The sequence below is a fragment of the Propioniciclava sp. genome, assembly GCF_036744435.1.
Lineage (GTDB): Bacteria > Actinomycetota > Actinomycetes > Propionibacteriales > Propionibacteriaceae > Propioniciclava.
Genome location: NZ_DAIOIA010000021.1, coordinates 20,950 through 33,681, shown reverse-complemented (window position 1 = coordinate 33,681; position 12,732 = coordinate 20,950). Strand labels below are relative to the sequence as shown.

Annotated in this window: 13 protein-coding genes; all 13 read left to right on the top strand. The window is 69.1% G+C overall.

Annotated features, from left to right (window positions below; translation table 11 throughout):
• Positions 1-644 (top strand): 3-dehydroquinate synthase family protein (locus V7E09_RS04530; protein WP_442956836.1); only part of this gene is annotated, 644 nt, incomplete at its 5' end.
• Positions 644-1,321: an FMN-binding negative transcriptional regulator gene (locus V7E09_RS04525; protein WP_324510954.1), complete on the top strand. Its 678-nt coding sequence runs from the start codon at positions 644-646 to the stop codon at positions 1,319-1,321. The genes V7E09_RS04530 and V7E09_RS04525, both read left to right, overlap by 1 nt.
• A 96-nt stretch (positions 1,322-1,417) precedes the next feature.
• Positions 1,418-1,987 (top strand): elongation factor P, encoded by a 570-nt coding sequence (gene efp, locus V7E09_RS04520; protein ID WP_324510955.1) that lies wholly within the window; start codon positions 1,418-1,420, stop codon positions 1,985-1,987.
• Positions 1,984-2,589: a transcription antitermination factor NusB gene (gene nusB, locus V7E09_RS04515; RefSeq protein WP_324523072.1), complete on the top strand. Its 606-nt coding sequence runs from the start codon at positions 1,984-1,986 to the stop codon at positions 2,587-2,589. The genes efp and nusB overlap by 4 nt, the downstream gene beginning before the upstream one ends.
• A gap of 14 nt (positions 2,590-2,603) precedes the next feature.
• Positions 2,604-3,752 carry a glutamine-hydrolyzing carbamoyl-phosphate synthase small subunit gene (gene carA / locus V7E09_RS04510; RefSeq protein WP_324523071.1) on the top strand — a complete coding sequence of 383 codons (1,149 nt, stop codon included), beginning with the start codon at positions 2,604-2,606 and terminating at the stop codon, positions 3,750-3,752.
• Positions 3,752-7,099, top strand: coding sequence for a carbamoyl-phosphate synthase large subunit (gene carB / locus V7E09_RS04505; RefSeq protein ID WP_324512306.1), 3,348 nt, complete (start codon positions 3,752-3,754; stop codon positions 7,097-7,099). The genes carA and carB overlap by 1 nt, the downstream gene beginning before the upstream one ends.
• The gene (locus V7E09_RS04500; protein WP_324523070.1) at positions 7,096-8,163 is read left to right on the top strand and encodes a quinone-dependent dihydroorotate dehydrogenase; all 1,068 of its coding nucleotides are present in this window, start codon (positions 7,096-7,098) and stop codon (positions 8,161-8,163) included. Before carB ends, V7E09_RS04500 begins: the two co-directional genes overlap by 4 nt.
• Positions 8,160-8,966 carry an orotidine-5'-phosphate decarboxylase gene (gene pyrF / locus V7E09_RS04495; protein WP_324512304.1) on the top strand — a complete coding sequence of 269 codons (807 nt, stop codon included), beginning with the start codon at positions 8,160-8,162 and terminating at the stop codon, positions 8,964-8,966. Before V7E09_RS04500 ends, pyrF begins: the two co-directional genes overlap by 4 nt.
• A 69-nt stretch (positions 8,967-9,035) precedes the next feature.
• On the top strand, positions 9,036-9,347 hold the full coding sequence (gene mihF / locus V7E09_RS04490; RefSeq protein ID WP_324512303.1) for an integration host factor, actinobacterial type: 312 nt from the start codon (positions 9,036-9,038) through the stop codon (positions 9,345-9,347).
• Entirely contained in the window at positions 9,338-9,898 is a 561-nt protein-coding gene (gene gmk, locus V7E09_RS04485) for a guanylate kinase (protein ID WP_442956837.1), read from the top strand. Before mihF ends, gmk begins: the two co-directional genes overlap by 10 nt.
• A 26-nt stretch (positions 9,899-9,924) precedes the next feature.
• Positions 9,925-10,263, top strand: coding sequence for a DNA-directed RNA polymerase subunit omega (rpoZ, locus tag V7E09_RS04480; RefSeq protein WP_129457477.1), 339 nt, complete (start codon positions 9,925-9,927; stop codon positions 10,261-10,263).
• 11 nt (positions 10,264-10,274) lie between these two features.
• Positions 10,275-11,507 carry a bifunctional phosphopantothenoylcysteine decarboxylase/phosphopantothenate--cysteine ligase CoaBC gene (gene coaBC / locus V7E09_RS04475; RefSeq protein ID WP_324523069.1) on the top strand — a complete coding sequence of 411 codons (1,233 nt, stop codon included), beginning with the start codon at positions 10,275-10,277 and terminating at the stop codon, positions 11,505-11,507.
• Positions 11,504-12,694 carry a methionine adenosyltransferase gene (gene metK, locus V7E09_RS04470; protein ID WP_324523068.1) on the top strand — a complete coding sequence of 397 codons (1,191 nt, stop codon included), beginning with the start codon at positions 11,504-11,506 and terminating at the stop codon, positions 12,692-12,694. The genes coaBC and metK overlap by 4 nt, the downstream gene beginning before the upstream one ends.
• Positions 12,695-12,732: the final 38 nt, after the last annotated feature.

The following is a 12,732-nucleotide window of genomic DNA, read 5'->3' as shown; positions in this document are numbered from 1 at the left end:
ACCTGGTGGGCGCCTTCTGGGAACCGGCCGCCGTGCTCGCCGACCTGGACCTGCTTGCGACGCTGCCCGTCGACGATCTGCGCGGCGGGCTGGCGGAGATGATCAAGCACGGCTTCATCGCCGACGAGCGCACCCTGGAGATCTTCGAGGCTGACCCCAGCGCCATGCTGGACCCGTCCTCGGACGCGCTGGCGGAGGCCGTCACCCGCTCGATGCGCGTCAAGGCCGGCGTGGTGAGCGGCGATCTGCGGGAGGCGACCAGCCACGGCACCCAGGTGGGCCGCGAGCTGCTCAACTACGGTCACACCCTGGGTCATGCGATCGAACGACGCGAGCGGTTCACCTGGCGGCACGGGTATGCGGTCGCGGTAGGGGTGGCCTACGCCGCGCTGCTCGCGCGCAATCTCGGCCACGCCGACGACGCGTTCGTGGAACGGCATCGGCGCATCCTCGGCTCCGTCGGTCTTCCGATCACCTACGATGCGGGCGCGTACGAGGAGTTGCGGGCGACCATGAGCCTGGACAAGAAGACACGCGGGGACGCGTTGCGTTTCGTCCTGCTGGACGCGGTCGCGGCCCCGTTCATCGCGGAGGCGCCGCCGGAGACGGTGCTGCGTGCCACCTATGAGGAGCTGACCCGCTGATGTATATCCCGCGGCACTTCACCATGAATCCGGCCCGGGTCACCGAGTTGCTCCAGTCGGCGACCACGGCGCAGCTGGTCACCGCCCATGAGGACGGCCCGGCCGCCACGCTGCTGCCGCTGACCTGGCGGGCGCACCCGTCGGGGGAGGGCTGGGGATCGCTGATCTTCCACGTGGCCCGGGTCAACCCCGTATGGAAGCGCCCCCATCTGGGTGACGCCCTGGCGATCCTGTCGGGTCCGGATGGGTACATCCACGCTGACTGGTATGCCTCGCAGGAGGCCGAGCCGGGGGTGTCGACCTGGAACTACGCCACCGTGCACGCCTATGGGCCGCTGGTGGTTCACGACGATCCTGACTGGGTGCTGGGGGCGTCCCGGGAACTGTCGTCGCGGCACGGCTCCGACCTGGACCAGGTCGACCCGGGGGCGGTCGCGAAGATGCTGCGTGCGATCGTCGGCATCGAGGTTCCGATCGCCCGCATCGAGGCCAAGGACAAGCTGAGTCAAAACCGTTCCCCCGACGATGTCCGGGGTGCGATCGACGGCGTCCGCGCCGCGGGCCATGACGCGCTCGCCGACGCGATGGACGAGGTGAGCGTCCCGCACGCGGAGGCCCGCTATCAGTTGCTGCGCGATCTCGGCGAGGGCAGGAGACCGCGCAGCCCCCGGAGCTGACCCGCCACGCCGGTTCATCGGGGAGCGTCCGGGGCCGGAAGGCTCGTTGATCCGGTAGAGTGGCCCGTCGGAAACGTCACGCCGGAAGGACACTCCATGCCCACGATTTCGACCAACGACCTCAAGAACGGCACGGTCCTCGACCTCGACGGCCAGCTGTGGCAGGTCATCTGGTTCCAGCACCACAAGCCCGGCAAGGGCAACACGGTGGTGCGGAGCAAGCTCAAGCACGTGCTGAGCGGCAAGGTCGTGGACAAGACGTTCAACTCCGACGTCAAGGTCGAGAGCGCTCACGTGGACCGCCGGGAGATGCAGTACCTGTACAAGGACGGCGACGCGTTCGTGTTCATGGACACCACCAGCTACGAGCAGGTGAACATTCCGGCGGAGACGGTGGGGGATGCTGCCGACTACATGCTGGAGAACCAGAACGCGATGGTGGCTCTCCACGACGACAACCCGCTCTACATCGAACTCCCGGCCTCGGTCGAGCTGGAGATCACCTACACCGAGCCCGGCCTCCAGGGCGATCGCAGCTCGGCCGGCACGAAGCCCGCCACGTTGGAGACGGGCAAGCAGATCCAGGTGCCGCTGTTCATCGAGGCCGGCACCAAGGTCAAGGTCGACACCCGCGACGGTAGCTACCTCGGCCGGATCAACGGGTGACCGAGCCCGTTCTTCCCCCTCACGGCCGGGTCGCTAATCGCGACAACTCTCCCCGGACGAAGGCCCGCAAGCGCGCTCTCGACATCTTGTTCGAGAGTGAGCTGCGGGAGCGGTCCACCGTCGAGACCCTGGCCGATCGGGTCGCGCTCGCCGAGCCCCCGGTGCGCCCCTTCACCATTGACCTGGTCGAGGGCTACCTCGACCATGCCGACGCGATCGACGGGGTGCTGGCCGACAGCCTGGCCGACGGATGGACGCTGATGCGCATGAACCGCATCGACCGTAACCTGGCCCGCATCGCGATCTACGAGCTGCTCCACACCGACACGCCCCAGCGGGTGGCGATCGCCGAGGCGGTCGACCTGGCGGCGGAACTCTCCACCGATGACTCTCCCGCGTTCGTCAACGCCGTCTTGGCCCGCGCCACCGACGTGCTGCGACGACGCACGCCCGCCTCCGACGCCGACGAGGCGGCGGAGACCGGGGCGGACGACGCTCCGGTCTCGGCGGGCGAATCCGCACCATCGGCGTCCTCCCCTTCCGGCGGAAGCGACGCCAGCCACCCGGCACCGGACCCGACGGGGGACCCGGCCCAAGGATGAGAAGGGACGCAACCATGGAACACTCCGACACCCCCGCGCTGCTCGTATTGGAGGACGGTCGGTTCTTCCGTGGTTCGTCCTTCGGGGCCGCCGGGGAGACGTTCGGCGAGGCCGTGTTCTCCACCGGCATGACCGGTTACCAGGAGACGCTGACCGATCCCTCCTACCGGCGTCAGATCGTCGTCGCCACGGCGCCGCAGATCGGCAACACCGGCTGGAACGACGAGGATGACGAGTCCCGGCAGATCTGGGTCGCCGGCTACGTGGTTCGGGACGCGTCGCGCGTCCGTTCCAGCTGGCGTTCCAACCGCAGCCTGGATCAGGAGCTCCGCACCCAGGGAATCGTGGGGATCTGCGAGCTCGACACCCGGGCGCTGACGCGGCACCTGCGCGAACGCGGGTCGATGCGGGCCGCGATCTCCACCACCGAACTCGATCCGGACGCCCTGCTGCAGCGGGTGCTGGAGCAGCCGCCCATGGCGGGGGCCAACCTGATCGCCGAGGTCACCCTCACCGAGCCGGTCGTCGTCCCCGCGCAGGGCACGCGGACCCACACGGTGGCGGCGATCGACCTGGGCATCAAGGAGATGACTCCCGAGCTGATGGCTCGCCGCGGCATCGAGGTGCACGTGCTTCCCGCAACGACCAGCCTGGAGGACCTCACCGCGCTCGACGTCGACGGGGTGTTCTTCAGCAATGGCCCCGGCGATCCGGCCACCGCCGACGACGCGGTGGAGCTCCTGACCGGGGTCTTGGACGCGGGCCTGCCGTACTTCGGAATCTGCTTCGGCAATCAGATCTTCGGCCGGGCGCTGGGCTTTGGCACCTACAAGCTGAAGTACGGCCACCGCGGCATCAACCAGCCTGTCCAGGACCGGCGTACCGGCAAGGTGGAGATCACCGCGCAGAACCATGGCTTCGCGGTGGACGCCCCGCTGGACCATGACACGCAGACCCCGTGGGGGGCCGCGCGCGTCAGCCACGTGTGCCTCAACGACGACGTCGTGGAGGGTCTCGAACTCACCGACGCCGATGGGAGGGTGCTCGCCTTCTCCGTCCAGTACCACCCCGAGGCCGCCGCTGGCCCGCACGACTCCGCCTACCTGTTCGACCGCTTCATCGAGGTCATGGACGCCCACCGCACGACGGGAGAGAACGCCTGATGCCCAAGCGCACCGACATTTCCAGCATCCTGGTGATCGGTTCGGGACCGATCGTCATCGGACAGGCCTCTGAGTTCGACTACTCGGGCACCCAGGCCTGCCGCGTGCTGCGGGAAGAGGGGTACCGGGTGGTGCTGGTGAACTCCAACCCGGCCACGATCATGACGGACCCGGAGTTCGCCGACGCGACCTACGTCGAGCCGATCACCCCCGAGATGGTCGAGAAGGTCATCGCCGCGGAACGTCCCGACGCGATCCTTCCCACCCTCGGTGGGCAGACTGCGCTGAACACTGCGGTCGCCTTGCACGAGTCGGGCGTCCTGGAGCGCTACGGCGTGGAGATGATCGGCGCCAACTTCGACGCGATCCAGCGGGGTGAGGATCGCGAGAAGTTCAAGGCGATCGTCGACTCCCTGGTCATCCCCGGCGCCAATCCTGAGTCGGCGCGCTCGGTGCTGACCCACAGTCTGGACGAGGTGATGGCGGCCGCCGGCCAGCTCGGCTACCCGCTGGTGCTGCGTCCGTCCTTCACGATGGGTGGCGTCGGCTCGGGGTTCGCCCACGACGAGCACGAGCTGCGGGAGATGGCCGCGATCGGCCTGGCGGCGTCCCCGGTCAGCGAGATCCTCGTCGAGGAGTCGATCCTCGGCTGGAAGGAGTACGAGCTGGAGGTGATGCGCGACAAGGCCGACAACGTCGTCATCGTCTGCTCGATCGAGAACCTCGACCCGATGGGCGTCCACACCGGCGATTCCATCACCGTCGCCCCGGCGATGACGTTGACCGACCGCGAGTACCAGGCGATGCGCGACGTCGCCATCGCGATCATCCGCGAGGTCGGCGTCGATACGGGCGGGTGCAACATCCAGTTCGCGATCAACCCGGACGACGGCCGGATGATCGTCATCGAGATGAACCCGCGAGTGTCGCGGTCCTCGGCCCTGGCCTCGAAGGCGACCGGCTTCCCGATCGCCAAGATCGCCGCCAAGGTTGCCGTCGGGTACACCCTCGATGAGATCCCCAACGACATCACCGCTGAGACCCCGGCCTCCTTCGAACCCGCCCTGGACTACGTGGTGGTCAAGGTTCCCCGGTTCGCGTTCGAGAAGTTCCCGACGGCCGAGTCCACGCTCACCACCCACATGAAGTCGGTGGGGGAGGCCATGGCGATCGGCCGGAACTTCCCCGAGGCCCTCAACAAGGCGCTCCGCTCGCTGGAGGATCCCAAGGCCCCGTTCGACTTCGCGACACCGGTCACGGACCCGGTCGACGTCTTGCTGGAGCGGGCCGCCCGCCCGCACGACGGACGCCTGCAGGTCGTCATGGCGGCGCTGCGTGCGGGGGCGACGGCCGCGCAGATCCACGATGCCACCCGGATCGACCCGTGGTTCGTCGATCAGCTCGTGCAGATCCTGGACCTGGCCCGACGGGTCACGCAGGCCGAATCCCTCACCCCGGACCTGCTGCGCGCCGCCAAGCGGATGGGTTTGTCCGATCCCCAGATCGCCTCGATGCGGCACACCAGCGCCGACGTCATCCGCGGCGTCCGGTGGGCCCTGGGCATCCGCCCGGTCTACAAGACGGTCGACACGTGCGCTGCCGAGTTCGCTGCTCGCACCCCGTACCACTACTCCTCCTATGACGAGGAGAGCGAGGTGGAGCCCCGGGTCAAGCCCGCCGTCCTCATCCTGGGATCGGGCCCGAACCGGATCGGCCAGGGCATCGAGTTCGACTACTCCTGCGTCCACGCGGCCCTGACGCTGCGAGAAGCGGGCTACGAGACCATCATGGTCAACTGCAATCCTGAGACGGTCTCGACCGACTACGACACCTCCGATCGGCTGTACTTCGAGCCGCTGACCCTGGAGGACGTCGTGGAGGTCTACCACGCCGAGGCCGAGGCCGGTCCGGTGGCGGGCGTCATCGTGCAGTTGGGCGGGCAGACCCCGCTCAAGCTCGCCCAGGCGCTCAAGGACAACGGCGTTCCGATCGTCGGTACCTCGCCTGAAGCCATCAACCTCGCCGAGGAGCGTGGGGCCTTCGGGGACGTGCTCGCCGCGGCAGGGCTTCCCGCCCCCCGCTACGGCATGGCGCAGTCGGCCCAGCAGGCCATCGCGATTGCCAACCGGATCGGCTACCCGGTGCTGGTGCGCCCGAGCTACGTGCTCGGAGGCCGCGGCATGGAAATCGTCTACGACGACGACGCGCTCACCGGCTACATCGAGCGGGCGACGTTCATCACGCCCCAGCAGCCGGTGCTCGTGGACCGCTTCCTCGACGACGCGATCGAGATCGACGTCGACGCGCTGTACGACGGCACCGAGTTGTACTTGGGCGGGGTCATGGAGCACATCGAGGAGGCCGGGATCCACTCGGGCGACTCGGCCTGCACGCTGCCCCCGATCACGTTGGGCGCGGACGCCGTCGCCCGGATCCGGACGTCCACCGAGGCCATTGCCGCGGGGGTGGGGGTGCGGGGCCTGATCAACATCCAGTACGCGCTCCAAGGCGACACCCTGTTCGTCCTGGAGGCCAACCCGCGCGCCTCGCGCACCGTGCCCTTCGTCTCGAAGGCCACCGGCGTCCAGCTCGCCAAGGCCTGCGCTCGGCTCATGCTGGGGGCTTCGATCGCGGAGCTGCGCGCGGCGGGCATGCTGCGTCCTGAAGGGGACGGCGCCACGGTCGTGGAGGCGGCGCCGATCGCGGTCAAGGAGGCGGTGATGCCGTTCAACCGATTCCGGACGAGCGACGGCGAGAACGTCGACTCGTTGCTCGGGCCGGAGATGAAGTCGACCGGCGAGGTGATGGGTCTGGATGCCACCTTCGGAACGGCCTTCGCGAAGAGCCAGACCGGCAGCTACGGGGGGCTTCCCTCCGGTGGCACGGCCTTCGTCTCCATCGCGAACCGGGACAAGCGCCACGCCATCTTCCCGGTGAAGCGGCTGGCCGACCTCGGCTTCCGGATCGTCGCCACCGCGGGCACCGCCCAGGTGCTGCGCCGCAACGGGGTCGACGTGACGGTTCTGCGCAAGGCACACCAAGGCGACGGGCCGGACGGGACGCCGAGCGTGGTCACGGCGATCATGAACGGCGATGTGGATCTGATCTTCAACACGCCGCAGGGGGCCAGTGCGGACGGTCAGCCCCGCCGTGACGGCTGGTCGATCAGGTCGGCGGCGATCTTGCGCGACATTCCCTCCATCACGACGGTGCAGGGTCTCTCCGCCGCCGTCCAGGGGATCGAGAGCGCGAATGCCGGAGAGGTGGGCGTCCGGTCGCTGCAGTCGTGGAACGCAGCCGTGGACGCCGAACTCGCCGCCCAGGCCGATCAGGCGTCCGCGCGATGACCGCGCTGGTGCGCGACGGGTACGCAGGCCTGCTGCGTCCGGTGCTCTTCCGCGCGCACCGCGGCGACCCGGAGGCCATTCACGAGGACATGATCGCCGCCTTGGCGCTGCTCGGGTCGCTGCCGGGGGCCCGGGGGCTGGTGGGCGCGCTCACCCGCTCGGTGGGGCAACCGGTCACGGTGGCGGGAGTCCGATTCCCCGGTCGCGTCGGGCTCGCGGCGGGCATGGACAAGGACGGACGCGCCGCACTGGCCTGGCAGTACCTGGGGTTCGCCTTCGCGGAGTTGGGCACCGTGACCGCGCACGCGCAACCGGGCAACGATCGTCCCCGCGTCTTCCGGGCGGCCGCATCGGCGGGCCTGGTCAATCGGATGGGGTTCAACAACGCGGGTGCCCAGGCGCTGGCCAACCGGCTGGCGGTCGCCGGCATCCTGCGCGGCAACGGCGCGGCAGGCATCCCGCTGGGCATCTCCTTGGGCAAGACCAAGACGACTCCTTTGGAGGAGGCGGTGCCGGACTATCTGGCGTCGTTCGATCAGGTGGCGCCGCATGCCGACTACATCGCGGTGAACGTCTCCAGCCCGAACACGCCGGGGCTGCGCACGCTCCAGGACGGCGATGCCCTGGGAGATCTGCTGGGTGCCCTGTCGCGCCGCGCCCAGCGGCAGTCTCCCGGCTCGCCCGTGCCGATCTTCGTGAAGCTCGCCCCCGACCTGACCTGGCCGCAACTCGACGAAGTCCTCGGTGCGGCCGCCGACGGCGGCGCGGCAGGCATCATCGCGACCAACACCACGCTGGCACGCGATGGCCTGGCCGCGCCCGATCGGCACCTCGCGCACGAGGAAGGCGGGCTGTCCGGTGCCCCTCTGACCGCGCGAGCGCGGGAGGTGGTCGGGTACGTGACCGAGCACACCACGCTGCCGGTGATCGGGTCGGGCGGCGTCATGGCGCCCGCGGACGCACAGGCGCTCCTGGACGCCGGGGCCAGCCTCATCCAGCTCTACACTGGCTTCATCTACGCGGGGCCTGCCCTGATCGCGGCCATCAACGAGGAGGTCCGATGAGCACCTACCACCAGCGATTGACCGCGGTGACCGCGGCGCGAGGCAACCTGTGCGTCGGCATCGACCCCCACGCCGCGCTCCTGTCAGCCTGGGATCTGCCGCTCACCGCGTCCGGTCTGGAACGCTACTGCCGCACCGTCGTGGAGGCGCTAGGGGAGTGCGTGGCGGTGTTCAAGCCGCAGTCCGCGTTCTTCGAGGTGTACGGCTCCGCCGGCATCGCCGTGCTGGAGCGCGTGCTCGCCGACATCGCCGCGGCCGGGGCGCTCAGCATCGTCGACGCCAAGCGGGGCGACATCGGTTCCACGATGGCAGCCTATGCGGAGGCCTATCTCGCGCCCGGATCGCCGCTGGCCGGAGACGCGGTCACCGTGTCGCCCTATCTCGGCTTCGATTCGCTCATCCCCGCTTTCGAGCGGGCCATCGCGTTCGATCGGGGTGTCTACGTGCTGGCTCGCACGTCGAACCCCGAGGGAGGCTCGGTGCAGCTGGCGCTGGGCCGGGAGGGCTCCGTGGCCCAGGAGATCATCGACGCGGCCCAGGAACTGAACTCGCGTGCCCGCACCCGCGCGGTGGGGCTGGTGGTCGGGGGAACGCACCAGGCCCTCGGGTGTGATGTGTCCGGGTTCAACGCGTCCATCCTGGTGCCGGGAATCGGCGCGCAGGGGGGCCGGATCGAGGATCTGAGCGGAATGTTCGGGCCCGCCCACGACAAGGTGTTGCCCATGGTCGGGCGGGCGATTCTTCAAGCTGGCCCCGACCCGGAAGCACTGCGGGCAAAAGTGGCGTCCTATGTGGCCGTCTGAGTTGCTACCATTCCGTCTACCAGCCGCCCGGTTGGTGCGCATTGAGTCCCTCCGAACGTTGGAGAAATAGTGTCGATTCCGCAGTTGACCACCGAACAACTCCAGGCCGCTCGCGCGGCCGCCACCCAGGCCCGCCGTGTGCGGGCCGAGTTGAAGGCCAAGGTCCGAACCGGGGCGCTGTCCCTCTCGGAGGCTCTCGATCAGGCGGCTGACGACGACGTGCTCGCTCACGTGAAGGTAGTAGATCTGTTGAAGTCCTTGCCGCGTGTCGGTGAGAAGCGCGCCACTGGCGTGATGGAGCGTCTGGACATCGCCCCGAACCGTCGCATTCGTGGCCTCGGGCGTCACCAGTTGGCTGGCCTGAAGGCTGAATTCAAGTGAGTGGCAGCATCACGGTTATTTCAGGGCCTGCGGGAGTGGGCAAGGGAACCGTGGTGCGTCAATTGCGAAAGCTCCACCCGGAAGTGTGGGTCTCGGTGTCGGCGACGACCCGGGCCCCGCGTCCGGGCGAGGCGGACGGTGTCGACTACCTGTTCCGTTCCGAGGCGGAGTTCGACCAGTTGATCGCCTCGGGCGGGATGCTGGAGTGGGCCATCGTGCACGGCAAGCACCGGTATGGCACCCCCTCCGCCCCCGTCTTCGCCGTGCAGGGGGAGGGGCGCCCTGTGATCTTGGAGATCGACCTCCAGGGAGCGCGTCAGGTCCGGGAGAAGCTCCCGTCGGCGCAGTATGTCTTCCTGGCCCCCCCGGACTGGGACACGCTGGTGGAGCGGTTGGAGGGGCGCGGCACGGAGAGCGCCGATCAGGTCGAGCAGCGGCTGGAGACGGCCCGGATCGAACTGGCAGCGGCCGAACGCGAGTTCGACCGGATCATCGTGAACGACGATGTCAGCCGAGCCGTGGCCGAACTGGTAGACTTTCTGGGTTTGTAACCTCAATACCCAACAGAAGGTGGACGTTGAGCACCCAAGTTCCTGAGGGGATCACCAATCCTCCGATCGACGACCTGCTGAGCAAGGTCGACTCCAAGTACCGCCTTGTCCTGTTCGCCGCCAAGCGCGCGCGTCAGATCAACGCGTACTACAGCCAGCTGGGCGAGGGCCTCCTGGAGAACGTCGGCCCGCTCGTCGAGACGACCGTTCAAGAGAAGCCCCTCACCATCGCCCTGCGCGAGATCGCCGCGGACGTGCTGGAGTGCAACGAGATCGATCCCGAGGCTGAGGCCGCCGCGCGCGCCGAGGCTGAGGCCGATCCCGACTTCGGCGACGATCCGTTCGCCCCCGACGACCTGGCCTGAGCGCCGCCGACGTGCCACGCATCGTCCTCGGCGTCGCCGGCGGCATCGCCGCCTACAAGGCGTGCGAGGTGGTGCGTCGCCTGCGTGAATCCGGCCACGACGTCACGGTCGTCCCCACGGAGAACGCGCTCGCGTTCGTGGGGGCGGCCACCTGGGCGGCGCTGTCCGGCCATCCGGTGAGCACGGGCGTGTTCACCGACGTCCACCAGGTTCCTCATGTGCGGATCGGCCAGGAGGCCGATCTGGTGGTGGTCGCACCTGCGACGGCGGACCTGCTGGCGCGGGCCGCCGCGGGGCGAGCGGACGATCTGCTGACCAACGTTCTCCTGACGGCCCGGTGCCCCGTGCTGTTCGTCCCGGCGATGCACACCGAGATGTGGCAGCACCCCGCCACCGTCGCGAACGTCGCCACCTTGCGCGAGCGCGGCGCGATCGTCATGGATCCGGCCAGCGGTCGACTCACCGGGGCCGACATCGGCCCGGGCCGACTTCCTGAGCCCGGCGACATCGTCGCGGTGGCCGCCTCACTGCTGGCCGACCCGGCGGCGGCGGACGCCGCGCGGGCCCGCGACCTGCGGGGCCTTCGCGTCGTGGTGAGCGCGGGCGGAACACGCGAGCCCCTGGACCCTGTCCGATTCCTGGGCAACGCGAGCAGCGGACGCCAAGGTGTCGCCCTGGCCCGGGCTGCCCGGCTGCGCGGGGCCCAGGTCACCGTGGTCGCCGCGCATCTGAGCGAGCCACTGCCCGCGGGCGTCGACGTCGTCCAGGTCAGTTCGACCGCCGACCTGGCGGAGGCGATGACGCGCCTGCAACCGGAGGCGGACGTCCTCGTCATGGCCGTCGCGGCCGCGGACTTCACCCCGGCTGAAACGTCGGCAGCGAAGATCAAGAAGGACGGCAGCGGCACGCTGGATCTTCAGCTCACCGAGACCATCGACGTGCTGGGGTCCCTGTCCGCGCGCCGCAGCGGACCACCCCGGCAGGTCATCGTCGGCTTCGCGGCGGAGACCGCGAAGGATGACGACGATCTGCTCGCGCTCGGGCTGGCGAAGCTGGCCCGGAAGGGGTGCGACCTGCTCGTCCTCAACAACGTGTCGGGCGGGGCCGTGTTCGGCCAACCCGACAACACCATCACCATCATCGACCCCGACCGTGTCGTGCTGACCGCCAGCGGAGACAAGGCCGCCGTGGCCCACCGCATCTGGGACGCTGTCGTGGCTACCCGAACACAGGAGGATTCGTGAGCCGTCTGTTCACCTCGGAGTCTGTGACCGAGGGACATCCGGACAAGGTCGCCGACTCGGTCAGCGACGCCGTGCTGGACGCCCTGCTCGCTCAGGACGTCAACAGCCGTGTCGCCGTGGAGACCCTCGTGACGACGGGCACCGTCGTCGTCGCCGGGGAAGTCTCCACCGAGGCCTACGCCGACATCTCCGGGATCGCCCGCGAACGCATCATCTCCATCGGCTATGACCATGCGGGAGCCTCCTTCGACGGCAAGAGTTGCGGCGTCCTGGTGTCGCTGGGCAACCAGAGCCCCGACATCGCCCAGGGCGTCGACTTGGCCGAGGAGGTGCGCGAAAGCGGCACTGGTGACGCGCTGGATCGACAGGGCGCGGGCGACCAGGGGCTCATGTTCGGCTACGCCTGCACCGACACCCCCACCCTCATGCCGCTGCCCATCGACATCGCGCACCGGCTCTCAGAGCGGCTCGCGCAGGTGCGCCGCACCGGCGAACTGGACTGGGTCCTGCCCGACGGCAAGACGCAGGTCACCGTCGAGTACGACGGCGACCGGCCGGTGCGCGTCGACACGGTCGTCGTCTCGACCCAGCACACCGAGGCGGCCTGGAACGATGGGGTCATCCGCGACGCCATCGTCGGTTTGGTGATCGACCCGGTGCTGGCGCGCTACGACATCAACTCGGCCGGGCGCACGACCTTCGTGAACCCGACGGGGAAGTTCGTCATCGGCGGCCCCATGGGAGACGCCGGGGTCACCGGGCGCAAGATCATCGTCGACACCTACGGCGGGATGGCCCGGCACGGCGGCGGAGCCTTCTCCGGCAAGGATCCCTCCAAGGTGGACCGCTCGGCGTCCTATGCCATGCGGTGGGTCGCGAAGAACGTCGTCGCGGCCGGGCTCGCGGAGCGGTGCGAGGTGCAGGTGGCCTACGCGATCGGCCGCGCTCACCCGGTGGGCTTCTACACCGAGTGCTTCGGCACCGAGAAGGTGCCGCTGAACCAGATCAACGATGCCGTTTTGGCCGTCTTCGATCTGCGTCCCGCGGCCATCATCCGCGACCTGGACCTGCTGCGTCCCATCTATTCGCAGATCACGAACTACGGCCACTTCGGGCGTGAGCTCCCGGTCATGACGTGGGAGCGCACCGACCGCGCCGACGCGCTCGCGGCGGCGGTCCGCGGCTGAGGAGGGTTCCGGGTCGCTGTCGGCCCGGCCTCCTAGGA

Excerpts from the sequence above, each read along its gene's own strand:
- V7E09_RS04525 (WP_324510954.1), top strand. The coding sequence starts at position 644 with ATGTATATCCCGCGGCACTTCACCATGAATCCGGCCCGGGTCACCGAG.
- pyrF (WP_324512304.1), top strand. The coding sequence starts at position 8,160 with ATGAGCACCTACCACCAGCGATTGACCGCGGTGACCGCGGCGCGAGGC.
- carA (WP_324523071.1), top strand. The coding sequence starts at position 2,604 with ATGGAACACTCCGACACCCCCGCGCTGCTCGTATTGGAGGACGGTCGG.
- efp (WP_324510955.1), top strand. The coding sequence starts at position 1,418 with ATGCCCACGATTTCGACCAACGACCTCAAGAACGGCACGGTCCTCGAC.
- V7E09_RS04500 (WP_324523070.1), top strand. The coding sequence starts at position 7,096 with ATGACCGCGCTGGTGCGCGACGGGTACGCAGGCCTGCTGCGTCCGGTG.
- carB (WP_324512306.1), top strand. The coding sequence starts at position 3,752 with ATGCCCAAGCGCACCGACATTTCCAGCATCCTGGTGATCGGTTCGGGA.